Below are 26,868 nucleotides of genomic sequence, written 5' to 3' on the forward strand. Positions count from 1 at the left end.
ACCCGTATTAAGGTATTGCTATCGGATATTTTCCTGGGTGATGATCTGGCGCAGTTTGCCGAAGCTGCGCTGATGCGCTCGAGTCCCAAGCACGTCACGTATCTCTTGCCGCCGCGCGCGAGACATTGGACGAATTTGCACTCTCGATTGGGGCTCCCAGGCGGCAAGAGGGCGAGACATTTGACGCAGCCACTTCGCGGCTATATGCGCTTCTTGGCACCCAGCAGTGCGTCTAGAACAGCGACTTTCGATGTGTCGCCGGGGGAACGATCATATCGAAAGCATTCGCTCGGCGCTTACGCGCCGGAAGGAACCCGAAGACCAGATCTCAGTCGATTCCGCGTCATGGACACGCGCCGACCGGGCGCAGACCCTTCGCGAGCACAGCAATGTTATTCGAAGCGCTGTAGACAAGATTCCCTCTACCATAATTCGGCGGGAGTTCAACGACCGGCTCAATCGAGTGTGGCGAGACCTGTTCGTGCGGTTGGCGCCAGCCGAGCCATTCGTTCCAGCATTCCGCATCCCGGAGTCGTCCTCGCAGAAGCTTCCGCCCAAGCTCATCACCGAGCATCGGGATGGTGGCGAGGCTGGAGGAACGCCGGGTGCCATGCTAAGTGCCGGCAACCTCAATACGGCTGCACTGACTTTGTTCATTGCGTTGCATCTCTCGGTGCCCCGAGAATTGCCTTGGCTGATTTTGGATGATCCAGTGCAATCAATGGACGACGTCCATATCGCCCAATTCGCTGCACTGGTTAGGACTCTGTCAAAGGAGCATAATCGCCGAGTGGTGATCGCCGTTCATGATCGCCAACTGTCGAGTATCTCAAGCTGGAACTAAGCCCCGCCTTCCCGGAGGATAGCTTGCTAACGCTCGAACTCTCTCGTGGCGCTCGTCGAGACAGCGTGCCTCTCCAACCGATTCTCGTTCAAGCAGGAGACGGCTCTTCTTGCTGCGGCGTAGCCGATAACGCAAAGCCTTGTGTATCTTCTCAGTAACCGTGGTCGAGCGGTACTTTGAACTCGGCAGCCGATCATTGAACAACTATTTGGGCAGCTTAGCTCGTCTGCGGGCATCGTTCCAGGCCAGCCAACCCAAACGGTGAGCACGCGCGTCATGCCAAGCGTGATGCCAAGGTTGCTCGGCCACATCGTGGTAGCGACACACAGCCTTATGGAAAACGGTGGTGTCGATGAGCGGACGCAGATCAAATCGTCCCGAGATGTTTGCCGGAAGCGGGAGTCCCACCGTTTCACAAAGGATTTCCCAGTCCCAGTCACTATCGCAGGCGATGGTTAGGCTGCGGGGCAGAGTGTTGATCCATTGCCTGAGGTCGTCCACCAATTTTGCCCGGCGGACGGTTGTATCCTGGAAGCTCCCAAGTAGGGGAAGAACATTTGCTCGTACGAAAGCACTGCAGGATTCATGATCGAAATCCTGCAATTCTCGATAAAGAGCATGCTGCCCGTCTTCCGACACCATACCGATGCTGATCAGCCTTCGGTCAATCGGATTGGTATACTCTGTATCCAGGAATATAAGCATCGGAGGGTCTAGACTGGCGTAGCATCTTCAAATTGCGCTCAGTACCTACAGGTTTCTACAGCGAAAAGCGCGCTTTTACCATTGAACCGTCTATCTCGCCAACCTCCGCCATGATTTAACATAAGCTTATGCGTTTTCTGTTTGTTATCCGTCCTGAAGGGCTACTCTGGCCCTCGGACAATTTCTCCCCACGAATATAAAGAGGTCGCGGTCGTTCGCTTTACCGGGGCGAGAACTTGCAGCGCGATGCTAACGAGTTGGACCGGCCTGATCAGTTCGCGGTCCACGTCGTGAATTTTGGCTTCAGTGGTATAGATGGCTTGCTGGTCTCCTGCAGTTCGCCACGCTTCCTTCAAGACGGCGCTGTAATGCCCGGTACTTGGCGTACCGCTACCGTCGTTGCTGATGTCGACAGCAGCAAGCAGCTTAATTGCTTCCTCATCGCCGTCTGGCAGCAGTTCAATGCGTACCCGCAACATAAATGATTCCTTGCCTGATTGGTTCACTAGATGAGCGCCGTGCTGCGACGCGCTTTCCGTATCAACGACGGATGGCGACTACAGAGGTGTTGCGAAGGCGCTGCTACTGGGCTTGCTCCATGTCGTCAAGCTTGGCTCGAAGTGTTTCGACGAGCCAGCAGAGGAAACTCTCCCATCCTTCCCGGGTAATGGCTAAACCCTTGCCACTCTCGACCAGAACGCAGGTTGATAGATCCGTGTCTGTAAGCTCAGGCTGCAGCAGCAGCCAACGAGCAAGGATGCTCTCCAACTCGTATGGGACGTCATGCAGGCAAAGGTAGGAGCCGACTTCAGTCTCGACGTAAGGAAGCCCGGCAGGCAGCCAGGCCGACAGGAGCCGCATTTTCTGTTGCAGTGACATAGCAGATCTGGCTAAGACAGCCCGTTCCATTCCCATCTGTGATGGTAAAGCGGATTTCGGTGGGCGAGTCAGAATGTTGGCCGAAGTGACCTTGCAGCGATCCAGCTCCCGCATGCTCATGGTGATCGTGTCGGGTCGGCCCATGATCGCGCTCCTGGCTCGGCAACAAGGCCGCCAGCTTGGCATGATCCGGAACGGGGTACGACATTTGAATTCCTCTCAAGTACGACATTAGAAAAAACGGCTAATAGTCCACTTTCGGATAAGATTCATTATGTTAAAGCGTCGTCGCATTCCGAGGTGATGCGGCGGAGACCATCGGACCGCGACGGTCTCCGCGTTCGAACCACCGAAGGCCGTTCGTTGGCGTCGCTAATCTCCACGTTGACGACGGAGCGATGCGTTGGGGAAACGCAATTTTTCACCTGCCCGCCAAATCACCCCTTGAAGGTGCCCGGTCCCTTGGCCTCCGAGGCGGTCAACCACACACGATTGTGGATCGGTTGCGCCACCTTTCATATGTTCAATAGATTGGACAAAACCATAAGGTTAGCCTAATCTATTGAACATATGAGAGTATCCACTGATGCCACCTCGGTCCTCGAGCACCAGCTGCTTTTGCAGTTGGGCGATCGCCTCAAGCGCCTTCGGAAGGCGCAAGGGCTGACTGCGGTCGAAATGGCCAAGCGGGTCGGCATCTCAAGGACCACCCTCAACTCAGTGGAATCCGGGGATCCGGCACCCAGTGTCGGCACGTATCTCCGCGTGATGTCGGCTTTGGGCGTTGCCGGCGACTTCGCCTTGTTGGCTAACGACACCTTCCAGCCGGCCCCGGCGAAGTCCGCCGCTGCGACCTCCCGGCGCATGCGACCACAAGTTCAGGTCTTGGTCACTGCCGATGCCTCGCGCCACCAAGCCCAGGACTTGCAGAGCCTCGCATTGCACAAGGAAGCAGTGCGATTAATCAGTGCGAATCCCGATCTGCTGGCTCGCGCTCAGGATACGCTAAAGAGATGGCGTTCGAATGGTCTGTCGCGCTCAGATTCCCTTTGGGCCGAATGGGAAGAAATTCTGGCGCGCGGCTCGTGGCGGAAAGCCTTGGGGCGAAGCAGGCGTGCCCAAGAACTCCGACAAGCCTCTCCCCTGCCGACCGTATTGCCGGAGGAAGTCCGGCGTGATGTCCTTGCTCAAGTACAAGCGCTTAAGAAGGGGGTGGTTCTGGGGGATGTCAGCGAGGATAATGAAAAATGAACCGCGAAGACCTGGAGCACATCATTCGAGCGGCGGGCGAGATTACGGATGAATACGAATTCGTGATCGTGGGCAGCCAGTCTATTCTGGGTGGAATCCCATATCCGCCCGCAGTCTTTACGGTGTCTTCGGAGGCCGACATTTACCCCCTTAATGCTCACGAAAAAGCCGATCACATCGACGCGGCGATTGGTGAGGGCTCGCATTTTCATGACACACATGGCTATTATGCGCAGGGTGTAGGCCCAGAAACGGCCTGTCTGCCGGCCGGCTGGCTGCATCGTGTGGAGCGCATCCAAAATCAAGGTACGAATGGGCGCGTTGGCTATTGCCTGGGCGTCCTTGATCTTTTCATGGCTAAGGCCGTCGCAGATCGAGATAAGGACCGCGACTTCGACGTGGCACTTCTCGTGCACGGTTATGTCAAGGCGGATGAAGCGATCGCAATGGTCGATCAAATGCCAATTGATAGCGCCTCCCAAGGGCGGCTGCGCGCACGAATCAAGCGGTGGATTAAGCTTGCGGAAGAACGAAGGGGGAAGATGCCGCCGGAAGCAGAAAATTAACCGTAGCAAACGTTCCCTACCGATCAGGGTAACTTCCTGAGGCGGCCGTTGCAGCCGCTTCTGGCGGGCGACGAAGGTGAAACCGGCGCCCAATTCCGGCAGAAACTGCTCCAGCTCGCGCAGATTGGCGTTCGAGGTCGCGCTCGAGGTGGCGGTCCCGCCTTCATGCGAATGAAGCGGGAAGTGCTGCGCCAGGGCGGGTACGAGCGTGAGTTCTTCATCTCGCACACGCCGGACCTGGTCGACGAAGCCGATGCGGTCATTGATGTGGTGGCCTTGGCTGCCCAGTAGTTCGTAACAACCTTTTTAGCCATGCCCGTTGTCCCGAGAGGGACGCGGGCATTTTTCTATTTGAACGAGGAGATTCTGATGAGAAGTAACATCGATGTGGTCGCGACTCCGCAGCCTATCGAGCTGACCGGAGAGCAGGACGGTGCGATCGCTCGGGCGATTGAGCTCGGTAAGCGGCAGATCCAGCAGGAGATCGCCGATGGCCGTATTCCGCCGACGGTGACCGACTTCGCCAGGCTGCACGATTTCGTGGATGCCAATGAGTTTGGCGGACTGTGCGAGGACGATGGCGAGTGGAACCGGCAGTTCCCGCGCACCAGCACCGCGGAAGAAGATGCCTTCTGCGAGGCCGCCAACCGCGTGCAAGGGGCGCTGGGCCAGTGGTTGACCGCCAGCGTCGAACGCAACGCATTGTTGGTCGAGAAGCTTGTCGAGGATGCACTGAACGCTGCATGCCTCTCCGTGCAGGATGGCCTCAAGGTGAGCGCGGGTGACGTAGCGGGGGTGTTCTTTTCCGGATCGCAGAAGGAGGCGTTTCAGACTATGTTTGCGCGCTACGTGCTCTGCGAGATTTCCGTGATGGCTGAAGATGAAGGGGTTTGACCAGCCGGAGCATGAAACCGGCTGAGGGTCGGTATCACTGGCCTCATGCCTGCGGTAGAAAAAAGACAAGGCCGCTAGTCAGGTTTGCGAACACCCGCGAAAGCCATGAGGTAAAGAACGCTTTTGGAGGAGTTGCGCACCGATTCCTGAAAGGAGACCCAGCAGCATGCCGGCGCTCAAGTCCACGGCCACATGCTGTCGAACCTGGATGACGGTATAAAGGACGGCCAGACCCCACACAAAACCAACAAGTGTGACCCAAAAGTTCTTCGTTTTGGCCAACGCCCACGCGCACAAAAAGGTCAGGGCCCCATGCAGAGAGGGCAGGCAGTTGCAACGACTGTCCCATTTTTGCATCCAGACCAGGAACTGCGCACTGATACTGTTGTCGACTATGGTCGGGTAGTGCAGCGTCGTGGGCCACAGCACAAATATGGTTCCTGCAACCACCCCGCTGGTCTGCAGGGCACGAGTCAGCCAACGCAGGGTAGGGGTGTCAACGACCAGGTAGGTCAGTGGAACCATAATAAAGAATGACAGGTATATCCATACACCTGCTGGATTGAACGGAATGGCCCTGTCCAGGAATGTTTCCGGCAGCACCGTTTGTGACGTTGGGGTGAAAGTACACAGCAGGATGTACAGTAGTCCAACGGGCCCCCAGCCCCGCAACTGCTGCATTAAGCGTGTGCGCAGGTTCATCATGTCATCTGCTATGAAAAGCGTGCGCAAATGTGCGCGCCGTTTCCTTCCCGCCCGAGGCTCCTTGCTGGCCGACCTCGTCTCTGACGGACGTAACTTTCCCGCCTACAATTGGCGACATGCCTCTCGCAGTGCGATTCGTTGCCGAACCACTCGCCACGGGTAGCGCAGTTTCGGTTGCGAGCCGTTCAAGGTTGATCGCTGCGTTGTGATCGCGGTCATGACTCATGCCGCAGGCCGGGCACACGATGCGACGCTCGCTAAGCGCAAGTCTGTCGAGCTTATTGCCACAGCAGGACATCAGCTTACTCGACGGAAACCAGCGATCTGCAAACACAAGGTGCGTGCCGTATCTCTTCGCCATGCAAGTCGTCAACGTGCAGAAAGGCCCCGGAATCGCGAGATTTCGGGGCCTTTCCTTTTGCAGCTGTCGGTCGCGAAACGATTACAGCGCGGCGTCCTTGAGCTTCTTCAGAGGACGCACCTTCACCTTCACGCTGGCCGGCTTGGCGGCGAACCACTGGTCCTGACCGGTGAAGGGGTTCTTACCGAAGCGCTTCTTCGTGGCGGGCACCTGGATCGCCTGCACCTTGAACAGGCCCGGCAGGGTGAATTCGCCGGCACCCTTCTTGTGAATGGCGCTGACGATGGTGTTCTCCAGATGGGCAAGCACCGTCTGAACGGCCTTCTTTTCCAGCTGGGTCTGCTCGATCAGGTGAGCCAGCAGGCTGGACTTGTTGAAGGTGTCCTTGATCGGCTTGGCGACCGGGGCAGCAGCGGCTGCCTTCTTAGCCGGGGCGGCAGCCTTCTTGGCCGGAGCGGCTTTCTTCGCTGCGGTCTTCGTTGCAGTCTTTGCTACAGGTTTTGCTTTCGTGGCCATAGTCATAGGTCTGGATGGAAATGCGCGCCTGCAAGCCGGATTTGGCTTGCAGCCACCGGCGAAGCATAGCAAAGAGGGGCGGCTGTGCAAGGCCGGGATTTCACGCAGCGTTCGAACGGTGCGCGCTTACAACGGTCTGTCGACAGGGATCGTGGCGGCGATGCGGTCGCACGTGCGGTGGCTGGACAGGCCCAGCATCTGGCTGACTTTCTCGCGCGAGCGTCCGGCCAGTAGTTGCCGTCGGCCGAAGGTATTGCGCAGTGTGCGCGGGCTCATCTCCGCGTCCGCCCCGCCAATCGCTTTGAACACCGCTGACACGATGCGGCCGAAGCTCATGTCCGTGATCGGGCGCCCGTCCGGGGTGAGCGTGAATAGTCGATTGCCCTCGACCGGCAACGTCTTGCGCCGTGCCAGCCACACACGCAGTACAGGCACAGCGAAGTCGGGTAGGTGCACTGTGCGGGCTTCTCGTGGCCCGTGTGCCGGCACGAAGAGGTAAGGGGGGCTGGCGTCCGGAACCAGGTCCACGATGCGCGCGGCACGGGCTTCGGCGGCGGTGATGCCGGTCGCCAGAAACGTGGCGACGATGGCGCAGCTGCGCAGTTGTGCCAGTTCGTCGGCAGGCGACTCCAGATAGGCCTGCAGCCGCGCATCGGCGTCGGCGTCGAGATACTGCGGCGTGGGTTCGATGTCCGGCCACCGCTCGGCGGCGAGAAGAGAGGCAGCTGGGTTGTCCTGACGCACGCCGGCGAAGATCAGGTGCCGGCATAGCCGGTCCAGCAGCTTAACGTACCGCATGCGCGTGGCCTGCGCATAGGTGCAGGCCTCCGCGCTCAGCCAGAACGCCTCGATATCGTCGGCGCCAAACGCGATGACGGACGTTCCCCTGGCCAGTAGATGTCGGCGGAAGTGCTCGAACATCGCCTGGTGTTGGACGATTGAGCGGGCCGAGAACGGGCGGCGGTCCGAGCCGGTCGCCTCACGCGCTTGCCAGTCTCGGTAGGCCAGGGTGGGATTCGTCAGCCAGAGGGTATCCATAGCTGCTGTTATATACTGAAATTGCCTCTCCCCACATCCCTGCCGCCTCGCTGAGGCGGATATTGCTAGCAGGCGAGGGGGTCAGAAGCGCGGGCGGCCATGGCAATTGCGCCGCGCAAGCAGCCGTGCACGGGTTCGCGCGTAGCGGGGATAGGCTGCGTCAAGCATGTCGGCAATTTCCTGCAAGCGGTATTCCTGCGAGTAGCAACACGCCAGCAAGCACTCCGCGGCGCAGTAACGCAGGATTTCCTGGAGCAGGGCGTAGTGCCGCGACGCTGACCCAGCGGGGGCCGATTGTCGTGCGGCCGCGGACAAGCTCCTCGACCTCGACATCGGCGGTTGGCCCGCTCGGCCCCTCGAAGACGGCCAGCACACGTGCCGTCAGGGCAGGGTGACCGGGCACGGCGCGGTACCGCAGGCTCGCCATGGCGCCGGCCTCGATCCAGCCATAGCGGCGACAAATCGGTGTGCCGTTGGGATGCTGGCCGATTTGGTCGCTGAATGCCGGCGCAAGACCAGCGAGGAAAGCGCCGAGCTGGGAGCGCTGCATGCCGATCCCCCCGGTCGTCTCCCGCATGGTCGGCACCGCGCGGTATTGGCGCGCCAGTGCCGCGCGCATGACGCGCCGATACTCCTTGCCGCCAGCCAGCATCACCATGCCAACCTTGGGTGGCCACGCCGTGGCGCGCAGGTAGGTCGGCAGATCGGCCAGCATCTGGTCCGCGCGCTCCGGCGCCATCCGTTCGTCGTAAGGGGCAATCTCGGTGTCGGGGTTGAGAAAGCCGTGTCGTGCGGAGAGGATCAGGACGTTCGGTGCGGCGTCCCCGCGCAGGTGGGCGCGGTATGACTCGTACATGACGCCTCGGTAGAGGTCGATCGCGGGCGCCGGCCGGTCGAGCTTCGTGCCGGAACAGGCAAGCAGCAGTAGGGCTGGCGCACTGGCGCGATTGGCGCGGTCAGGCGCCGGAGGAAATGGGGTGAGTTGCGAAAGCATGGTCGTGATGTCGCATGGATGCTTTCACTCTACCGGCGCCCCAGCAAAGTCAAGGGCGGGCCGAGGGCCGCACGTGCACATGGCTGCGACACACTGCACGCTTGCATCCATCCGCCGAAGCGGCGAGCCGCACATTCTGGGCGCCGCCACCGCTTACCCGACGACCACTTTTGGAGGCGAAGTCTGTCAATAGCGGTTGCGGCACGCATTCAGACGTGCTCGCGTGCACGCATAGCGCGGATGCCGCGCATCCAGCATCCCGGCGATCGCGTGCAGGTGGTACTTATGCGTCGGATAGCATCGAGTGGATGCTGGCCGGCGCAATTGCGCACGATCTCGCGGAGCCGGGCGTAGCGCTTTTCTCGGGAAAATGCAGGTTGCCGGCCTCGCGGCCGATTCCAGTAGCCCAGTTCGATGGAGGTCGGCGAGAAATCGCCCACGCCCTTTCGCGAACACTCTACATGCAACTGACGAATCAGCTTCTCGAACGCGTATCCCTCGTGCCCGTGCAGCCGAGGGAGCGTTAGATCGATCGCCTTCAATAACGGGCACATGCGGGAAGCGTCCCGCGCCGGCTTCACGACCGACAGCCACGCCTGCAGAAAGTTGTCGGTGATGTAATAGCGGGAATTGCGGCTCTTGCTCTCCGAGAACACCGGGTGGCGCTTGTCGACCATATGGTAATTCTCGACCAAGCGTTTGACTGTGACCTTCAACGACGCTTCGTCTTCATCCCGCAGCAGTGTGCCGACCAGTTGCCCGTGGCTCGAGCCCGGATGTTCCGAGAGGAAGTTTAGGACTGAGAGCAGTCTGCCCTTCACCTCACGGAGGAAGGAGGTGTCTGCCTCTTCGGCCAAAGGGCTGCCTTCGCGAAGGAACATCCGCTCGAGTAAGGCTTCCTGAAACCGGGCGCCCGCCTGAAACAGGCCTTGGTCATGCGCGTCCCGGTAGAACTTGGGAACGCCCTCGAAGAAGCTCCAGAGCGTGAGCCAATGGTGCGGTTCGCGGATATCGTGTGCACCGTACACCTCGATCAAGTCCTCGAAATCCCAGTGCTGCAGATCGATAGTCGCCGTGAGGCGCCCAAAGAGCGGCGCACCGTTGTCGTCGAGGAGCGCGCTCATTTCCGACTGCAGGGAGCCAAGGACAAACAGCCCGCCCGCTTGCGTATCGCGCAACCGGTCCACTTGCTCCTGCAGGAATGAGTTGAAGGTGTAGAGCCTCGCCTGCGTGAAATACTGGAATTCGTCCAACACGACTATCAGGCCGCGGCGGCATAGATGGCCGATCACGCCGGACATCGACGCGAAGTCAGTGACTTGCGGGGCCAGTGCATTTGCGATCTCGGATTCGCAGTCTTCCAGTGCCCGGCGGAACCCAGCCGCCACATCTCGCTCGTCTGAGTCCGGTATCTGCATGTAGACCATCCGGGCGAGTAACGACGGTTCGCCCTTGGACAGCTCACGCAGCAGGGTTATCTTACCGATGCGTCGTCGGCCTTGGATGCGGCAGAAGAACCAGTTTGGCCTATGGACAATCCGGTCCAGAGTTTCCAGCGTCCCTATCCGTCCGTAGAATTCCCAGGAGGTCATGCTCCAATAGTCCCAAGCCTACTGGAGCATCGTCCTGGCGATGCTCATCTGTTCATTCTCAAACGCGGGCGCGAAATCGTCCAGGTCGCGTGCGGTCATGCCCACGGCGGAAGACCGGGCGACGGTTTGCCAGTCGACGATGGCCTGGTGCACCTGGCCCAGCACTCGCTGAACGGCAGCCGCATTGAGGCGAAAATAGGCAGCCACACCTACGACCGCTTCGATGGAGTCGACGGGGCCATAGCCTTCATCGAGCCACAGCTTGAGCTCCTGATCTTTGTCGGGGAACGGATTGATATCGAAGGCCGGCGACAGGCGCCACTGGCCGTGCTCCACATGCAGAAAGCCGTGGTTTTGTACGTGGTCGTCGACGTTTGTGATAAGCAGATTGAACGCCAGCCGACGCCATAGCTCTTCAAGGTCGCGGGCGGGATCGACACTGTTGGCGATGATGGCGTCGGCAATCTGCGTGTATGCGTAGTCTTCCTGCCGAGAAGCCTGCATCATTGAGCCAGCTGACAGGTAGGGAATTCGCCCGCCATTGGCGACCCGGTCGAACCGGCGAACAAGCGCGACAGGGATGTCATCAGACATGACGATGCGGGAGTCTGCTACCGAGATGCCCGCGGCGGCTGCCAGGTGCAGGGCCAGAATCTCGCCCCGGGTCACGCTGCGGTCGTCCTTGACACTTGGAAACTTGCCGATGGCCAGGTGGCCGTCTTCATCGACGATGGTGCACTTCGGGCGCATCCCGCCCAGCGACGTACCGCGTCCGCGCAGGTAGCGCAAGTCGGCTTCGGTCTCCTGGTTCATCTCCACCGCGCGAGAAGCTGCCATGAGGTGTGCGAGCTCTAGCAGCGGCGGTGTGCCTCGGCCGTCGTCTTCGATGACCAGCAGGAACTCCTTGGTATTCTGGTCGACAAGCCGGACGGCGCCGATTCGACTCACATCGTCAACGCCCAGCAGGTAGTCCAACTCGCTCAATTCGGCGGCTGGGACGGGCTTGCCGTTCTGCTGGGCCTGTTTGCGGCGCTTGGCGTGGTCGCGCGCGATGACCCGGCAGCCCCAACCGTCGGGCTCCGTGTCCGCGAACGCGAAATGGAAGATGGAGTCCTCCTTGGAGGGAGCTTTGCGGAACTGGTTGCCCTCTACAAGGGGGAGGTCGGGTGAAATCCAAAACCTGTCAGCACCGGCCAGCCAGACGTTATCGTAAGAAAAGCTGGAATGTTCCCGTTTGCCGTCCTTCGTATACGACAGTTCGCCAAGAGGAATCCCGGCCTGGCCCAGCACGACGCTCACCTTCTTTTGTTTGAGGGCCATTAGAGTGCCCCCGTCTTCTTGGCGCTCTTGCGCCGCACGCGCTGGGGCAGCCGCTCGTTCATGAGTGACAAGCCAATCTCATCGGACGCCGTGTCCAGCAGGTCAGTGATTTTGTTGAGCTCGCCAAGGACGAAGAATGCTTGGACGACTGTCCCGATTTGTACCCGCGAGTCACCCTTTTCCATCCGACGCAGGGTGGCGACCGACGTCTGAATGCGCTCGGCCATGGACTCCTGTGTCAGCTGTCGGCGACGGCGGGCCAGCGACAGGTCGTGGCCCAGTTTTATCAAGGCGCGAGAGACTGGCGTCGGCAAGACGTTGTCATCACTAGCGCTCATATATGAGCGCTTTTGAAAGATACGGGTGGCCATGTGAGCGGTTATGGGGCGGGTGACTATACCGCAGTATTTTCGCCAACCTTCGGTGAGAGGTCAAGTGATCGCTCAGATATGAGCGATCACTTTGGTTTTTCGCTTATGTGTGAGTGCTTATTCCGGACCTGGGTTCGGTGGGTTAGATGCCCAAACGGCGTGAAGCGTCATATGCGGCGCCTTTGTGCGCTTATCGCGCAAATCTCGGCGGAGAGGGCTCTTCTTTCCCACATCTTCGATGCTGCCGCACGGAAAATGGATCGGCCGACCGTGTCGGTTGCGAATGCCCTCCAGAAAGAAAATAGGGCCGCAGGACAATGAAAGATGGAGATGAAATTGAGCGTCAAGAAGCATTTGATCAGCGTGGTGCAGCTTGCGGCTATCGCCTGCGTTGCTGTTGGCAACAATGCCGTCGCGGCCGACGCCTGGCCCGCCAAGCCGATCAAAGTGATTGTTCCCTACACGCCCGGGGGATCTACCGACACTGTGTCGCGCGTGGTATTCGAGAAGGTCTCTCAAAGTCTTGGGCAACCGATCATCATCGAGAACAAGCCGGGCGCGAACAGCACGCTGGGGGTCGGTGTCACGGCCCGCTCGGCACCGGACGGTTATACCTTCGTGTCGGTCCTGGCGGCATACAGCGCAAACATGTCGCTGTATTCAAAACTGAGCTACAAACCGTCGGATCTGGTGCCAGTTGCTCAAATGGCGGAGCTGCCGCTGTTCCTATTTTCAAGCAAGAAGCTGCCGGTCAAGACGGTGGCCGAGCTGGTCGCTTACGGCAAGGCGCATCCAGACACGCTTACCTTTGGCTCCAGCGGCGTCGGCAGCTCGGCGCATCTGACCGGCGAGCGGTTCGCGATGGAATCGAAGGTAAAGATGACGCACGTCCCGTATAACGGTAGCGCCCCGATCTTGCCGGCACTTGTTTCGGGCGAGGTCTCGGTTGCATTCGATCCGTTGCTCGTACCGATGCCGCACGCGAAGCAGGGCAAGATCAACGTGCTGGCGGTGGCATCTGCCAAACGCTGGCCTGGCGAGCCAAATATCCCGACCATGGAAGAAGCAGGATTTCCGGGCTTCGTGATGAGTTCGTGGACTGGACTCCTCGCGCCCGCTGGCACGCCGCAGGCAATCGTCGACCGGATGGCCAGGGAGATCGCTACGGCTGTGCGCAACCCGGATGTTGCAAAAAAGCTGACCGACCTGGGTTTTGTGCCGGTGAGTGGTACGCCGGATGAGTTTCGCAAGCTGATCGAGCGGGACACCGCGCGTTACGCGGCAATCGTCAAAGCCGGCAAGATTTCGCTCGACTAGGGGTCTTGTTCCGCAGACAGTGGAGCCGCGCAAGTTGGTGTATTGCGCGGCGTTCGCTAGCATCTAGCCGAATCTGGCAAGCAAAGGATTCCATCGCCCAACGGCCTATCTCACCATGATGCGCGTGAAGCCCCGGCATTCAAGCCGGGGAGGTATAGCGCGTCGTGCAAAGCACGACTTCAACCGCGCTTGACCCGCCACGCAGGCGTGGTACTGTGCCTGACTTGATGATCGACGATCTGAGTACTCATCATGGCTCGCTGTAATACTCCCGTTCGAGTCCTCCGCCTGCGCATCAAAGACAAACACGCTTCGGCGCTGTCCGCGATGGCGCGGGAGGTCAACTTCGTCTGGAACTACTGCAACGAGCTTTCCTACAAGATATTCGAGCGTGAGCGCCGCTTCGCTTCTGGCATCGAGCTTCAGCGATACTTAAACGGTGCATCGAAGGAAGGTCTGGGCATCGGATCGGCCGTATTCCAGCAGATTGCAGAGGAGTACGCCACACGCAGAAGGCAGCACCGCAAGGTCAAGCTCCGCTGGCGCAAGAGCTGTGGCGCGCGCCGATCGCTGGGTTGGATACCTTTCAAAGCCCGCTCGGTCGTATGGCGTAGTGGGCAGGTTCATTTCCAGGGCCTGCATTTGCGTGTCTGGGATACCTATGGTCTGTCGGGCTACGAACTTGGCGCGGGCACCATTAGCGAAGACAGCCGCGGGCGGTGGTATCTGAACGTGACCGTCAAGTCTACGCCAACTCAGCTCAGCGAATCGAAGTGGGAACTGGGCATCGACCTGGGTCTCAAGACCTTCGCTGGCTTCTCGGACGAGAGCCTTCAGAACGTGGAAGCTCAGCGCTTCTACCGCGACCTTGAGCCTGCTCTGGCCATCGCCCAGCGCGCTCGCAAGAAGGCTCGCGTGAGGGTGATCCACATGAAGATCGCCAATCGCAGGAAGGATTTTCTGCATCAACTCAGCACCCAACTCGCTCGCGAGTATGGTGCGATCTTTGTCGGCAACGTGAATGCACAGGCCCTCGCGCGATCCCAGCACGGAAAATCAGTGCTGGACGCGGGCTGGTCGGCGTTCCGAACCATGCTGCAGTACAAGTGCGCTGACGCAGGCGTATGGTTCGATGAAGTCGATGAAGCGTTTTCCTCCCAAACCTGTTCGTGCTGTCGTTCTCGCACGGGTCCGAAAGGTGTCGCAGGTCTTGGAATAAGGGAATGGACATGCAGTGAATGTGGCACGACCCACGATCGTGACCGCAACGCTGCTCCGAACATTCTCGCGGTCGGACGTGACCGTCTCGCTGGAGGAATCCCCGCCCTTTCCGCGCCCGGCGCGGCAGCCGCAGGCTGAGGTCGGGGAGGACGTCAAAAGCGGTTGTCGTCGTGTCCAGTATAATTTCACGATAGCGAAAGAACCCTGTGAGCCGCCTCCACGCTGGCTTTCCTTCTGCACGGAACGTGTTCCATGCCACGACCACTCCCTGATCCGACGCCCCCCTCACGCGCCACCATCCGTACCATTCCGCAACTGGGTGACCGCATTCGCGCCACCCGAGCAGGGGAAGGGATGCCTATTGACCAGGCAGCAAGGCATTGTGGTGTGTCTGTCGGCATGCTGTCCAAGCTAGAGAACGGCAGGGGCGTCAATCTCGAGCACGTCCTGCGTGTGCTGGACGGACTGGGTTTGACGATGCTGGTCGTGCCGAAGGCGTATGGTTCTTGGCTTGAGCAGGCAGCGACTCATGCGGCAAAGGTTGGCGACCCTGCTTGGGAACCCCATGCATAGCGGGCGGATGGTTGGTTGAATGCAGTCGCCTGGCCGACTGCCGATCAGGTCATCCCTGGACAACGGCTTTGGGACTGGCCTCGCCAGGCAATAACAGCTGACGGAGCCTGTCATCAGTCTGCAACGGCAGTTCGACAGCCCGAAGGGCCTCAACGGGGCTAGGGAGATCGCTGCGAAGGACGGAGCGCGATCGACCTGACAGCCCTTAGCCGTAGACGGGGCGCCCGCCGATTGTCTGAGCTGACCGGTATGCCTTCTTCGCCGGTTTTCCATGTGGGCCAAGGCATCCCTCGAAAACATTTCACCGTTGGAAGCGCTTGAGCGAGGCATGCTCGAGCAGATCAAGGACGCGGCCGAAGCGTTCGCCGAACGCTAGGAGACCCCTTGTCGCTGACTCCGCCCAGCAAGCGTCATGGCACGGCTCAGCGGAGCCGCTCAAATAACACCGGATTGTCGGCGACGGCTCACCTGTGATACAAGATGGCCGCACGTCTGGCGCAGGCCGGCGGCGTCATCGAAATCTTGGAACATTCAGAACATGGCAACAGGTACCGTCAAGTGGTTTAACGATGCGAAGGGTTTTGGGTTCATCACGCCGGACGACGGCGGCGATGACCTGTTCGCGCACTTCTCCGAGGTTCAGGGAAGCGGCTTCAAATCGCTTCAAGAGGGCCAGAAGGTCAGTTTTGAAGTCAAGCAGGGTCCCAAGGGCAAGCAGGCAGCGAGCATCAAACCGCTGTAAGTTTTCTGCGCTGCGGGTCTGGAGCAGGGCGTCGAAAGGGGGCGCGCGCCTCCGCCTTTCTCAATGCTCGAGAAAGGGCCTTAACTTGTCAGCGCGACTGGGATGCATCAGTTTGCGCATCGCCTTGATCTCAATCTGACGGATCCGCTCGCGGGTCACGTCGAACTGCTTGCTGACCTCTTCAAGCGTGCGATCAGAGGTCGTATCGAGGCCGAATCGCATCCGCAGGACCTTGGCCTCGCGCGGCGATAACCCGTCGAGTGCCTCATCGATCGCGGCGCGCATATTCGCCTGAATCGCGGCCTCAGCCGGTGAACTTGCCGAGACATCCTCAATCATGTCGCCGAGCGTCGCGTCGGCGTCGTCGCCCACAGGGGTCTCGAGCGAGACAGGTTGCCTCGCGCTCTTGAGGATACTGCGCACTTTTTCCTCGGACATCTCCATGCGCTCGGCGAGGACAGTGGGATGCGCTTCCTGTCCCGTCTGTTGCAGGAATTCGCGCGAAATCCGGTTCAGCTTGTTGATCAACTCGATCATGTGGACCGGCACACGAATGGTCCGCGCCTGATCGGCAAGCGCGCGCGTGACAGCCTGTCGGACCCACCAGGTGGCGTACGTCGAAAACTTCCAGCCGCGCCGGTATTCGAACTTGTCCACCGCTTTCATCAGGCCGATATTGCCTTCCTGGATGAGATCCAGGAACTGCATGCCGCGGTTCACGTATTTCTTGGCGATTGAAATGACAAGGCGAAGATTCGCTTCGATTAGCTCTCGCTTGGCCTGCCGCATCTTCAACTCCGCGGCACTCATCTGGCGATTGATCTGCTTGAGCTGCTGGAGGGGCAGCGAGACCCTGGCCTCGATGTCGATGAGCTTCTGCTGGCCGGCCTGAATGGCCGGCAGATGTCGCTTGAGCGCGGCGCCAAACTGCGGCGAAGTCGCCGCCATGTGGCGGGTCCATTTAAGGTCGGTCTCGTGGCCCGGGAACGACTCGACAAACGCCTCGCGCGGCATGCCGCAACGGTCGACGGCGATCTCCAGGATGCTGCGCTCGATCGCTCGAACCTCGGTAACCTGTTCGTGCACACTGGCACACAGGCGCTCGATCGTCTTGGCCGTGAAGCGGATCGGCGCCAGTTCGCGCTGGATCTCCGAGCGCAGTCGCGCAACGGCTGCGGAACGGGCTTTCCCCGTCACGGGCGCGTCCGGCAACTGCTCGAACAGTGCCCGCACGCGCGCGAAAATCGCAAGACTGTCGACCGTGAGTTCTTCGAGGCGGGCTGCGTTCGCTTGCTCCGGATCCCCGGCGTCCGCTTCAGCCTCGTCACCGTCTGAGTCATCGTCGGAGGCGTCTGCTTCCACTTGAACTTCATCGGACTCTAGCGCCATTTCGCTTTCGTTCACGTCGTCGCTGATGCCAGCGACCAGCTCGTCGATACGCAGTTCGCCGGCAACGATGCGGTCCACATCGGCGAGAATCGTGGACACGACTGACGGGCACGCGGCGATCGCCTGAATCATGTCCTGCAAGCCGCCTTCAATGCGTTTTGCGATTTCGATTTCGCCGGCGCGAGTGAGCAGTTCACTGGCGCCCATTTCGCGCATGTACAGCCGGACCGGATCAGTCGTGCGGCCGAATTCGGAATCGACGGTCGACAGTGCAGCTTCCGCTTCCTCGTCCGCCTGATCGTCGGATGCCGTGGCAGGCGCGGCATCGCTTAACAGGAGCGTCTCCGCGTTGGGCGTCTGCTCGTACACGGCCACCCCCATGTCGCTGAACGTGCTGACGATCGTCTCCATCGCAGCAGTTTGCGTAACGTTGTCGGGAAGGTGATCGTTGATGTCCGCGTGGGTGAGATAGCCACGCTCACGACCAAGCGCGATCAGCGCGCGCATCTGGCGTTGACGCTCCTCGTCCTGACGCGCCATGGACGCTTTGTCCAGCGGTGTTACGACCGCCTGGAGCTTTCCTTTTGGAGAGCGGCGGCCGGTCTTTGACGTGACCGCGATCGTGCGGGATGCTGAATCGTCGCGAACTGGATTTGCCAATACACTCTCCTCGACGGATTGGCCGACAATCGTCGCGGACATGACGGCTGGTCAAGGCTGCCGGGGTGCGAACGAAATCGTGGAATGACGCACGGATAGTCGAGGCCGGAATGCCTCTCGCGGAATCCGCTGTGCGCAGAATGGGGATTTTGGATCCTACCAGATGTCGTTGTGCGGTGCAATATGTGGTGGCTACGGCTCCCTTGAGATCATTAGGTAAATGTGCTTTATGAGGCTCAACGACGCCGAATAAGGATTATGTTAAATCGTGTTGCGAGTGTACGGATGGGCTCCCGCATGCCGGAAGAAACGCGAGTCAGGCCCCGGTGGTGACTGCGACAGCGGCGTCGCGCCGCGGGCGCCAGTGCATTGGACGTCGGCTTGCGGCGACCACAACGCTCGGCCCGCTGGGTGGGACCGCCGTCTGTCGGGAAATCAGGGGTGATTAGATCGGGCTGAGATAATAAAGCCAATTGCTATTTTTCGATCATTAGGCTGTCTCGGGACGAGCGGTGATTGGATTTGGTGTAAAATTACAAACATGGAGTTAAGTTCCAGATATGATGTAATCAAGCGTCTACAGGCGGAGCTGCCCCGCGGAGCCCCGTTCGACCTTGCCGTGCTGAGTCAATTCGGGGTCTCGCCCCAACTCGCCGCCCATTACGTCGACGGCGGGTGGCTCGTGCGTCTCGCTCAAGGCGTCTACGCGTATCCGAACGACGACTTCAGCGTCTACGGCGCATTATTGTTTCTCCAGAGGCGAGTGCCGGGGCTTCATGTCGGCGGCAAAAGTGCGCTGGCCTGGCAAGGTGTGAGGCACAACCTCGGCAGCCGGGATGCACTGGTGCTATGGGGCGACAACCGCTTTCCCTTGCCGACCTGGTTCACGAAGCGTTTTCCCGCGCGCTACGTCCATGCTCACCTGTTCGACTGGCCCGACGACGAATTGAGACGAAAAACCCTGACCACCCCGCCGAGCCTGCCTGAAGGGTTGCACGTTGCCACCCCCGAACGCGCCATGCTCGAACTGCTGTACGAGGTGGGTGTCAAGCAAAGCCTTGAAGAGGCTCGTAATCTTTTCGACGGGTTGCGCTCGCCCCGAAAGGATCTGCTGGGACGGTTGCTGACCTGCTGTACCAGCGTGAAGGCAGTACGCCTGTTCCTCACATGGGCACGCGAAACGAACCTCGTGGACGTGGATACCCTGCTGGAACAGTACGCGGTCCGTACTGGCAGCCCCAAGCGCTGGATGAGCCGACTGGACGACGGCACTTTGCTTAGCCTAAAACCCCGTGGATAAAACCTACGCAGACACCGTTCGCTTGCTGCTGACCGTCGCACCCGACGTGTTTGCCAACGACATTTTCGCCATCAAGGGCGGCACCGGCATCAACCTTTTCGTGCGGAACATGCCACGTCTGTCGGTTGATATCGACGTGGTGTACCTGCCGTGGCAAGTGCCGCGCGATGAGGCGCTCCGGGCGATCAATCAGGAGTTGGCTGCCGTCGGGGAACGGGTTCAGCCGCTGGGCCTACAAACGCGCCTGATTCGCGCCAAGGATATCGGGGAAACCAAGCTGATCGTCGAGAACGAGACGAGCCAAGTGAAGGTCGAGGTGAACGTGGTGTTCCGCGGCACCGTACTGCCGGTGGAGCACCGGCCGCTGTGTGCCAAGGCCAGCGACCTGTTCGGTGTCGAGTTCGAGCTGCCGATCCTGGCGCAGGATGAACTCTATGCAGGCAAGCTGGTGGCCGCGCTGGACCGGCAGCATCCCCGCGATCTGTTCGACGTGTGGCAACTCTATGAGTCGGGCAGCCTTACCGACGGCATGGTGGAATGCTTCGTGGTCTATCTAGCAGGCCACAACCGGCCCACGCATGAAGTCCTTCTCGGCAACGACAAGGATATCGCCGCAGAGTACGACCGGGCGTTTGTTGGCATGACTGAGGTTCCCTGTTCCCTGGAAACTTTGCTGGAGGCTCGCGAGCGACTGCGTCAGGAATTGCCGCGACGGCTGAGTGCGGCTCAAAAGCAATTCCTGTGTGGCCTGGCCCGCGCGGAACCTGATTGGTCCCTGCTGCAATGTCGGCATGCCGCCGAAATGCCCGCACTGCGATGGAAGCTCAGCAACCTGGAAACCTTCCGCAAGCGGCGACCTAGCGACTTTTCCGCGCAGGCTGCATTACTGGAAGCCGGCCTTAACCGGGTCTGAAGTCCGGGTCGGGAATCTCTGGAAGCCGGCGGTGCGTAGGCGCCTGTGATCCGGTCAGCGCCGCTGGTCGCTGGCGGTGACAGACCTTACTGTCGCCGCGCGTTGTACGCGCCCCGGTTTCTGCCGCTGCGTTGTTGCGGTCGAGCCCGGAATCGGCACTGGTAGCGCATCGGAATGACGATGATCTTCCTGCACGGTGACGCATGGGTTCGACAGCCAACTGACTTTCACGCGTGAAAGTGATTCTCGTCCCCTCAGAGCCGAGTCACAACACGGCAATTGGGATTGCCAGGGTTCGTCGCGGCGTCAACGTCGCCCCGCAGAACTACCGGGAAAAATGGTGTTTAATCCAGTGTTGCCCGATGTTTATATCGCCGTATCCTGCGGGGGTAGGCCTGCTACCACCCGCGCCCCTTCCCCGGTGAGCGCGGGTTCTTTTTGCGATCCGACGCCCCGCGTGGCGACCGAATTGCCGACCACGGCGACTTGGCGGATACTGATACCGCGGGCAACCCGTAAGGCGTTACCCGATTCTTCTTGGACGTTCTACGGCTCTCTTCCATCGGATTGAGGGCTGTCTTTTTTGACCGCGGCCCGTCTAGCAACATTCGCCCTCTCTTGCCGACGACGGCTGACGCGTGTGCGTTAAGCGGGCGGATGGGAAGGACACGATTAATCCGCGGGTTTCATAGGTTTTTGGTAGTTGCTGTTTGACACCCCAGGATGAAACAAGTCTCTACGCCGCCTGCCATCGCCCTAGATGCACGAGCTTGGCGTGCCGGCTTCGACGCTGGTCGACGTGGCATCTCATCGACCGCCTGCCCCTACCTACTCGCTTCGGGCCAATCCCTGGCTTGGAGCAGTGGCTACATCGAAGGCAGAGTCGCGCGTCCGCACATCGCTAACTTGCCAGCCTGACCAGTGCATGCCGACGAAATCGCATCCGACCGCGTAGGACAGTCTCGGATATCCCGCCGCGCCGGAGTAACGCGAGACTGATGCCATAGCAGCCAATAGCGAGGGCATCATGAAAGACGTCCATGTTGTGCCGGCCGACAATGGCTGGGCCGTTGAAGTGGGCGGTAAAGCTGACCGCACTATGCACGCTACACAAGAGGCCGCCGTCGCCGCCGGTACCGAGCGTGCCAAACGCGACAAGGTCGAGCTCTTCATCCATGGTCGAGACGGAAAGGTCCGCGAGCGCAATTCCTTCGGCCACGACCCGCGGAATATCAAGGGATGACCACCGCGGCGACGCGGCGTGGCGTTCCGTCCAGGTGACAACTGTATAAATATACAGTACTCTGGTAACAGGACACGCCATGCTCACCGTCGCCCCTGAAACCATCCATCCGTCACTTTGGCTCGCTGCCCAGCTTGCCCGGGGCAGCGCGCGCACTGTGTCGACCGGCTACGCCGCGCTGGATAAGGAGTTGCCCGGCGGCGGGTGGCCGATGGGCAGCCAGACGGAGCTTTTGCAACAGCAGCCCGGCATCGGCGAGCTCCGGTTGCTGCGTCCCGCACTTGTGGCCCGCTCGGGACGCCCGATCGCGCTCCTGGCTCCCCCGCACGCGCCACAAGCCCTGTCGTTGGCGAATTGGGGAATTCCGCCGGAGCGACTGCTGTGGATTGATGGGCAACGGACTGCCGACGTCTTATGGGCGGCCGAGCAAATCTTGCGGGCCGGCACTTGCGGTGTTTTGGTCTTCTGGCAATCCCACCTTAGAAATGACGCCCTGCGGCGCCTGCACTTGGCGGCGCAAACGTCGGACACGCTCTTCTTCGTGGTGCGCCCCGCGGCGTGCGCGCGGGATGCCTCGCCGTCACCGTTGCGCTTGGCCCTCGAGCCGGCCATCGGCGGCGTGACCGTCAACTTTGTGAAGCGCCGCGGGCCGCAGCAAGAGACCCCTCTGCTCGTCGCGCTGGAACCCTCTCCCATTCTGTTGTACCGCCATGCTGCGCTTGTGGATCTGCCTACGCCTGCCGTCGCTACCCCTCGAAGTCTTCCGGCCGAGCTGGTCCACCACTGAACTGGCCGTTGCCGTCCTCGACAAGGAACGGGTCCATCTTGCTACGCCCCTGGCACTGACCGCAGGCGTAAAGTTGGGCATGCGCCGCGGCGGTGTGCAAACCATCGCGCCGGCCACCATCTTGTTCGACCGAGATAGCGGCACGGAAGACGACTCGCTGGCGAGAATCACCGTGGCGACGATGCAGTTCTCGCCCAATGTGGCGGCAGCGGAAGAAGCCGCGATCCTGATCGACGTCAGCTCCACGCTGAGGCTCTTCGGTGGGCCGCGCAAGCTCCGCCGACGGATCATCGAGACGGTCGAGGCGATGGGCTTCAGCGCGATGGTCGGCAGCGCCCCGACGGCGCAAGGAGCGTGGCTGCTGGCGCGCTCGGGTGGTGGTACTGCTTTGACTATGGCGTCGTTGCAACGCCGGCTGGCCGGCCTGCCGATACTTACCCTACCCGCGGCGCGCAAGTTTGCCGACTGGTTCGATGGGCTCGGCTGCCGCACGCTGGAGGATCTGCGCCGCCTGCCTCGCGCCGGTCTGCAGCGTCGCTGTGGCGCCGACTTCCTGGATGCACTGGATCGTGCCTACGGGGAAGCGCCGGAGATTTTCGAGTGGGCCGAGGCGCCGCCAGCATTCGATGCGGCGGTGGACCTGCCTGACCGCATCGAAAATGCCGAACAGACACTGGCGTATGTTCGCGGCCTGCTGGTGCAGATGGTCGGCTGGCTAACTGCCCGGCACCTCGCCATCAAGCGGTTTCGGGTCGAATTGCGCCATGAGCGCGGCCGCGCGGCAATCCCGTCGAGGGCCATCGAGATCGCGCTCGCGGAGCCCAATTGGCATGAGGAACACCTGGTCCGCATCCTCAAGGAGCGGCTCGCCCTCGTTGTGGTCGATGCGCCGATGATTGCCGTGGCCGTCTCCGCGATCGACACGGAGCCCGTGGCGCCGCCTACGGACTCCCTCTTCCCGGAACCTGGCGGGACGCCCGCCGATCACGCCCGGCTGCTCGAGCTGCTCAGCGCTCGCCTCGGCGCCGACAAGGTTCGCCAGCCCTGCTTGCGGGCAGACTACCGCCCCGAAGTGGCCAACGACTGGCTGCCGGCTACGGAGAAGCCAGCACGCGTGTCCCTGCCGGCAGCCCTGCCTCGGCCGACCTGGCTCCTGGGCAAGCCGGTTCCGCTCATCGAGCGGGATCATCGGCCGTTCTACGGCTCACCGCTGCACATCGACTCGCCACCCGAGCGCATCGAAGCCGGCTGGTGGGGTGGGCAACTGGTCACGCGCGACTACTTCGTGGCAGAAGGCAGGGACCACACCTGCTACTGGATCTTCCAGGAGCGTATGGGTAGCCGCGAAGGGGACGAATCGCGGTGGTACCTGCACGGCCTCTTCGGGTAGCCACCATGAGTGAGATCCTCGCGGCAGGCCTGCCCGACTATGCGGAACTGCATTGTCTGTCCAACTTCTCGTTTCTCACGGGCGCATCCCGTCCTGAAGAGCTGGCCGAGCGCGCGGCACAGCTGGGCTACCACGCGCTCGCGATCACGGACGAATGCTCGCTGGCGGGGATCGTGCGCGCGCACACCGAGGCGAAGAAGGCAGGCATGCGCCTGGTCGTTGGGGCTTCGTTCCGCTTGCAGAATGCCGATGGCTCCCCTGCCCTGTCCTTTCTGGCCCTGGTCAGAAGCCGGGAAGGCTATGGCAACCTATGCGAGCTCATTACGCTGGCCCGCATGCGCGCCGCCAAAGGCTCCTATGTCCTGACACCCCGCGACCTCGCGGCACCAGAGGCACCCTACCAGCACCTCAAGGGGTTGCCCGACTGCCTGATCGTCTTCACGCCGGATTACGGCGTGCCGGCGGACAAGCTCGACATGCAAGCGTCGTGGGTGAGCACCACCTTCGCCGGTCGGGCCTGGATGGGCCTGAACCTGCTGTACCGCCCGATGGACGATATCCACCGCGGGACGGTCGAGGCGGCCGCGGCGCGCCACCATCTGCGCCTCGTGGCCACCGGCTGCGTCACCATGCACGTGCGCTCGCGCAAGCCAATGCACGACGTGCTGACGGCGATCCGCGTGGGCCGTCCTGTTCCAGAGTGCGGCTACGACCTGGCACCCAATGCCGAGCAGCACCTGCGTTCGCGCCTGCGTCTGGCGAACATCTACCCGCACCGCTATCTCACTGAATCCATCCACATCGCCAACCTCTGCCAGTTTTCGTTGGATGAGTTGCGGTATGAATACCCCGACGAAGTGGTGCCGGACGGCACCACACCCGCGGACTATCTGCGCGCCGAGACATACGCCGGTGCGCACCGCCGCTTCCCCGCCGGCATTCCTCTTGTCGTGCAACAGCAGCTCGAGCACGAACTGGCGCTGGTCCGGGACATGGATTATGAACGGTACTTTCTGACGGTCTACGATATCGTGCGCTTTGCCCGCTCCAACGGTATCCTGTGCCAGGGCCGTGGCTCGGCGGCCAATTCCGCGGTCTGCTACTGCCTGGGCATTACGGAGGTCGACCCCGCGCGCGGCAATCTCCTGTTCGAGCGCTTCATTTCCAAGGAGCGCGGCGAGCCCCCGGACATTGACGTCGACTTCGAGCACCAGCGACGCGAAGAGGTCATCCAGTACCTGTACCGTAAATACGGGCGAGACCGGGCAGCGCTCGCGGCCGCGGTGACGACTTACCGCCCGCGCAGCGCTTTGCGCGATACTGGCAAGGCGCTGGGTGTGGATCCGGCTATCGTGGACCTCGTCGCCAAGTCGCATCACTGGTTCGATGGCAAGGCGGATCTGCTCAAGCGCTTCGCAGAAAGCGGCGTCGACGCTCAAGCTGAGCTTTCCCAACGATGGGCGAACATGGCCGTCTCATTACTCGGCTTTCCCCGCCATCTGTCCCAGCACACGGGCGGCTTTGTGCTCGCGCGCGACAAGCTGTCACGACTCGTGCCTATCGAGAATGCCGCGATGGCGGACCGCAGCGTCATCCAGTGGGACAAGGATGATCTGGATGCGTTGGGCCTGCTGAAGGTCGATGTGCTGGCGCTAGGCATGCTGTCCGCAGTGCGACGCGCGCTCGACCTCGTTTCGGAACAGCGTGGCCAGGCCTTCGAGCTGCAGGACATTCCCGCGGAAGACCCGGCGACCTACGACATGATCTGCCAGGCCGATACGGTAGGTGTCTTCCAGATCGAATCGCGCGCCCAGATGTCAATGCTGCCACGCTTGAAGCCTCGCACGTTCTACGATCTGGTCATTGAGGTCGCCATCGTCCGTCCCGGACCGGTCCAGGGCGGCATGGTGCACCCGTACCTGCGGCGGCGGCAGGGCTTCGAGCCAGTCACCTACCCCAGTGCCGCGATGGAAAAGGCGCTGTCGCGCACGCTGGGTGTGCCGATCTTCCAGGAGCAGGTGATGCAGGTGGCCATGCTGGCCGCCGGCTTCTCGGCCGGCGAAGCCGACCAGTTGCGGCGCGCTATGGCCGCGTGGAAGCGCAAGGGGGGTATCGATAAATACTACGATCGGATCGTCTCAGGCATGCTCGAGCGCGGCTACGACCGCGAGTTCGCCGAGAGCATCTTCCGCCAGATCCAGGGGTTCGGCGAGTACGGATTCCCCGAGAGCCACGCGGCCAGTTTCGCCCTGCTCGTCTACGCCAGCGCCTGGCTGAAATGCCATGAGCCCGAGGCCTTCCTTTGCGCGATGCTGAACAGCCAGCCCATGGGCTTCTACACGCCCTCGCAGCTGGTGCAGGATGCGAAGCGCCACGGCGTCATCGTCCTGCCTGCTGATGTGTCGGTCAGTGGCTGGGATTCCGCTCTCGAACATCCGCCGGGAGACGGCATGCGGGCCGCAGTGCGACTCGGCCTGTCCCTGCTTCGCGGGATGCGGCGTGAGGCCGCACACCGCATCGAGGAGGCCCGTGCGATTCGGCCGTTCGCCAGCACGGCGGAGATGGCTCGGCGTGCCGGGCTCGATCGGAACGACCTCCAAGCCCTCGCCGCAGGCAATGCCCTGGCATCGATGACCGGCGGGCGCCGACAGGCACTTTGGCTGGCTGCCGCATCGGTACCCGACAAGGACATGCTGCGGGCCGCTGAACTCGTCGAAGAGCCGGCGGAGTTGGCGCCGGCGACGGAGGGCGAAGAGATCGTTCGGGACTACAGGGCAATGGGCCTGACGCTTCGTCGCCACCCACTCGCCTTGCTGCGCCCAATGCTGGCCGAGTGGCGCTTTGTGCCAGCGTCGGAGTTGGCGCAATACCAGCCACGGCAGACCGCCCGCGCGGCCGGCATAGTGACGGTGCGGCAGCGCCCGAGCACCTCAAATGGCGTCATCTTCATGACGTTGGAGGACGAGACTGGCGTTGTGAACGTGATAGTGTGGCCTGGCGTCTTCGAACGCTTTCGCAAAGAGGTCCTCGGCGCGAGGATGGCCGGCATCTACGGACAGTGGCAACGCGAGGGCGAAGTCCGCCATCTGATCGCGCAGCGCATCGTGGATCTTTCTCCGCTGCTTGGCCGCCTTGATACGGCGAGCCGGAATTTCTGCTAATCCCACCTCCGCGTCGTGCGGAATCCTAGGACTGGTATTTAGGCCGGCTGTGCATTGCGTAATTGCGTGCTCCCCGGCAGACTTGCTCGTAATACAATCGGAATTCGGTTTGCTCACCTGTTGATAAGAAGTGTCA

28 protein-coding genes and 1 pseudogene are annotated in these 26,868 nt (G+C 61.1%); 16 read left to right on the forward strand and 13 right to left on the reverse strand.

Annotated features, from left to right (window positions below; genetic code table 11):
* Positions 1–226: 226 nt before the first annotated feature.
* A complete protein-coding gene (locus AC3FNH_RS16805) occupies positions 227–844 on the forward strand; it encodes a hypothetical protein (RefSeq protein WP_488720866.1) in 618 nt (205 codons plus the stop codon).
* A 204-nt stretch (positions 845–1,048) separates the two neighbouring features.
* On the opposite strand, the gene AC3FNH_RS16810 is transcribed toward AC3FNH_RS16805, so the two are convergent.
* The 3 genes from AC3FNH_RS16810 to AC3FNH_RS16820 form a co-directional block, all read right to left on the reverse strand.
* On the reverse strand, positions 1,049–1,549 hold the full coding sequence (locus tag AC3FNH_RS16810) for a hypothetical protein (RefSeq protein WP_488720867.1): 501 nt from the start codon (positions 1,547–1,549) through the stop codon (positions 1,049–1,051).
* Positions 1,550–1,710: 161 nt separating this feature from the next.
* Positions 1,711–2,028, reverse strand: a complete 318-nt coding sequence (locus tag AC3FNH_RS16815) for a hypothetical protein (protein WP_488720868.1) — start codon at positions 2,026–2,028, stop codon at positions 1,711–1,713.
* Positions 2,029–2,131: 103 nt separating this feature from the next.
* Complete coding sequence (locus AC3FNH_RS16820; RefSeq protein WP_488720869.1) at positions 2,132–2,572, reverse strand: hypothetical protein; 441 nt, start codon at positions 2,570–2,572, stop codon at positions 2,132–2,134.
* Positions 2,573–2,998: 426 nt separating this feature from the next.
* Here AC3FNH_RS16820 and AC3FNH_RS16825 point away from each other — a divergent pair, with 426 nt between their 5' ends.
* Positions 2,999–3,679 (forward strand): helix-turn-helix transcriptional regulator, encoded by a 681-nt coding sequence (locus AC3FNH_RS16825; RefSeq protein ID WP_488720870.1) that lies wholly within the window; start codon positions 2,999–3,001, stop codon positions 3,677–3,679.
* Positions 3,676–4,245 carry a DUF6036 family nucleotidyltransferase gene (locus AC3FNH_RS16830; RefSeq protein WP_488720871.1) on the forward strand — a complete coding sequence of 190 codons (570 nt, stop codon included), beginning with the start codon at positions 3,676–3,678 and terminating at the stop codon, positions 4,243–4,245. The genes AC3FNH_RS16825 and AC3FNH_RS16830 overlap by 4 nt, the downstream gene beginning before the upstream one ends.
* Before the next feature lie 51 nt (positions 4,246–4,296).
* Here the strand turns inward: AC3FNH_RS16830 and AC3FNH_RS16835 are convergent.
* Positions 4,297–4,402 (reverse strand): annotated as a pseudogene (locus tag AC3FNH_RS16835) (PDDEXK nuclease domain-containing protein); the annotation flags it as partial.
* Between the two features lie 8 nt (positions 4,403–4,410).
* Between AC3FNH_RS16835 and AC3FNH_RS16840 the strand changes: the two are divergent.
* Complete coding sequence (locus AC3FNH_RS16840) at positions 4,411–4,536, forward strand: hypothetical protein (RefSeq protein WP_488720872.1); 126 nt, start codon at positions 4,411–4,413, stop codon at positions 4,534–4,536.
* A 78-nt stretch (positions 4,537–4,614) separates the two neighbouring features.
* Complete coding sequence (locus tag AC3FNH_RS16845) at positions 4,615–5,139, forward strand: hypothetical protein (protein ID WP_488720873.1); 525 nt, start codon at positions 4,615–4,617, stop codon at positions 5,137–5,139.
* A gap of 78 nt (positions 5,140–5,217) precedes the next feature.
* Here the strand turns inward: AC3FNH_RS16845 and AC3FNH_RS16850 are convergent, their stop codons facing one another.
* The 8 genes from AC3FNH_RS16850 to AC3FNH_RS16885 form a co-directional block, all read right to left on the reverse strand.
* Positions 5,218–5,844, reverse strand: coding sequence for a phosphatase PAP2 family protein (locus tag AC3FNH_RS16850; RefSeq protein WP_488720874.1), 627 nt, complete (start codon positions 5,842–5,844; stop codon positions 5,218–5,220).
* Position 5,845: 1 nt separating this feature from the next.
* Positions 5,846–6,205: a zinc ribbon domain-containing protein gene (locus AC3FNH_RS16855; protein ID WP_488720875.1), complete on the reverse strand. Its 360-nt coding sequence runs from the start codon at positions 6,203–6,205 to the stop codon at positions 5,846–5,848.
* Positions 6,206–6,286: 81 nt separating this feature from the next.
* Positions 6,287–6,721: an HU family DNA-binding protein gene (locus tag AC3FNH_RS16860; protein WP_488720876.1), complete on the reverse strand. Its 435-nt coding sequence runs from the start codon at positions 6,719–6,721 to the stop codon at positions 6,287–6,289.
* A gap of 126 nt (positions 6,722–6,847) precedes the next feature.
* On the reverse strand, positions 6,848–7,759 hold the full coding sequence (locus tag AC3FNH_RS16865) for a tyrosine-type recombinase/integrase (protein WP_488720877.1): 912 nt from the start codon (positions 7,757–7,759) through the stop codon (positions 6,848–6,850).
* Positions 7,760–7,919: 160 nt separating this feature from the next.
* On the reverse strand, positions 7,920–8,753 hold the full coding sequence (locus AC3FNH_RS16870) for a DUF6884 domain-containing protein (RefSeq protein ID WP_488720878.1): 834 nt from the start codon (positions 8,751–8,753) through the stop codon (positions 7,920–7,922).
* 209 nt (positions 8,754–8,962) lie between these two features.
* Positions 8,963–10,345 carry an AAA family ATPase gene (locus AC3FNH_RS16875; RefSeq protein WP_488720879.1) on the reverse strand — a complete coding sequence of 461 codons (1,383 nt, stop codon included), beginning with the start codon at positions 10,343–10,345 and terminating at the stop codon, positions 8,963–8,965.
* An 18-nt stretch (positions 10,346–10,363) separates the two neighbouring features.
* The gene (locus tag AC3FNH_RS16880) at positions 10,364–11,665 is read right to left on the reverse strand and encodes a type II toxin-antitoxin system HipA family toxin (protein ID WP_488720880.1); all 1,302 of its coding nucleotides are present in this window, start codon (positions 11,663–11,665) and stop codon (positions 10,364–10,366) included.
* Entirely contained in the window at positions 11,665–12,036 is a 372-nt protein-coding gene (locus AC3FNH_RS16885; protein ID WP_488720881.1) for a helix-turn-helix domain-containing protein, read from the reverse strand. Before AC3FNH_RS16885 ends, AC3FNH_RS16880 begins: the two co-directional genes overlap by 1 nt.
* A 330-nt stretch (positions 12,037–12,366) precedes the next feature.
* On the opposite strand from AC3FNH_RS16885, the gene AC3FNH_RS16890 reads away from it, so the two are divergent.
* The 4 genes from AC3FNH_RS16890 (at position 12,367) to AC3FNH_RS16905 (ending at position 15,889) form a co-directional block, all read left to right on the forward strand.
* Positions 12,367–13,353, forward strand: a complete 987-nt coding sequence (locus AC3FNH_RS16890) for a Bug family tripartite tricarboxylate transporter substrate binding protein (RefSeq protein ID WP_488720906.1) — start codon at positions 12,367–12,369, stop codon at positions 13,351–13,353.
* Between the two features lie 252 nt (positions 13,354–13,605).
* The gene (locus tag AC3FNH_RS16895) at positions 13,606–14,712 is read left to right on the forward strand and encodes an RNA-guided endonuclease InsQ/TnpB family protein (protein WP_488720882.1); all 1,107 of its coding nucleotides are present in this window, start codon (positions 13,606–13,608) and stop codon (positions 14,710–14,712) included.
* A gap of 216 nt (positions 14,713–14,928) precedes the next feature.
* Positions 14,929–15,147 carry a helix-turn-helix domain-containing protein gene (locus tag AC3FNH_RS16900; protein ID WP_488720883.1) on the forward strand — a complete coding sequence of 73 codons (219 nt, stop codon included), beginning with the start codon at positions 14,929–14,931 and terminating at the stop codon, positions 15,145–15,147.
* A gap of 538 nt (positions 15,148–15,685) precedes the next feature.
* Positions 15,686–15,889, forward strand: coding sequence for a cold-shock protein (locus AC3FNH_RS16905; RefSeq protein WP_115666647.1), 204 nt, complete (start codon positions 15,686–15,688; stop codon positions 15,887–15,889).
* Positions 15,890–15,949: 60 nt separating this feature from the next.
* Here AC3FNH_RS16905 and rpoD read toward each other — a convergent pair whose 3' ends face one another.
* Positions 15,950–17,980 carry an RNA polymerase sigma factor RpoD gene (gene rpoD / locus AC3FNH_RS16910; protein WP_488720884.1) on the reverse strand — a complete coding sequence of 677 codons (2,031 nt, stop codon included), beginning with the start codon at positions 17,978–17,980 and terminating at the stop codon, positions 15,950–15,952.
* 499 nt (positions 17,981–18,479) lie between these two features.
* Between rpoD and AC3FNH_RS16915 the strand changes: the two genes are divergently transcribed.
* The 7 genes from AC3FNH_RS16915 (at position 18,480) to AC3FNH_RS16945 (ending at position 26,732) form a co-directional block, all read left to right on the forward strand.
* Positions 18,480–19,238, forward strand: a complete 759-nt coding sequence (locus AC3FNH_RS16915; protein WP_488720885.1) for a type IV toxin-antitoxin system AbiEi family antitoxin domain-containing protein — start codon at positions 18,480–18,482, stop codon at positions 19,236–19,238.
* On the forward strand, positions 19,231–20,151 hold the full coding sequence (locus tag AC3FNH_RS16920) for a nucleotidyl transferase AbiEii/AbiGii toxin family protein (RefSeq protein WP_488720886.1): 921 nt from the start codon (positions 19,231–19,233) through the stop codon (positions 20,149–20,151). Before AC3FNH_RS16915 ends, AC3FNH_RS16920 begins: the two co-directional genes overlap by 8 nt.
* Before the next feature lie 723 nt (positions 20,152–20,874).
* Positions 20,875–21,069: a ribosome modulation factor gene (locus tag AC3FNH_RS16925; protein WP_488720887.1), complete on the forward strand. Its 195-nt coding sequence runs from the start codon at positions 20,875–20,877 to the stop codon at positions 21,067–21,069.
* 109 nt (positions 21,070–21,178) lie between these two features.
* Positions 21,179–21,394 (forward strand): DUF2188 domain-containing protein, encoded by a 216-nt coding sequence (locus AC3FNH_RS16930; protein WP_488720888.1) that lies wholly within the window; start codon positions 21,179–21,181, stop codon positions 21,392–21,394.
* A gap of 79 nt (positions 21,395–21,473) precedes the next feature.
* Positions 21,474–22,181 (forward strand): translesion DNA synthesis-associated protein ImuA, encoded by a 708-nt coding sequence (gene imuA / locus AC3FNH_RS16935; RefSeq protein WP_488720889.1) that lies wholly within the window; start codon positions 21,474–21,476, stop codon positions 22,179–22,181.
* Positions 22,105–23,571, forward strand: a complete 1,467-nt coding sequence (locus AC3FNH_RS16940; protein WP_488720890.1) for a Y-family DNA polymerase — start codon at positions 22,105–22,107, stop codon at positions 23,569–23,571. Before imuA ends, AC3FNH_RS16940 begins: the two co-directional genes overlap by 77 nt.
* Positions 23,572–23,576: 5 nt before the next feature.
* Positions 23,577–26,732 (forward strand): error-prone DNA polymerase, encoded by a 3,156-nt coding sequence (locus tag AC3FNH_RS16945; protein WP_488720891.1) that lies wholly within the window; start codon positions 23,577–23,579, stop codon positions 26,730–26,732.
* Positions 26,733–26,868 lie beyond the last annotated feature (136 nt).

It is taken from the genome of Cupriavidus sp. 22TCCZM01-5 (assembly GCF_057798915.1).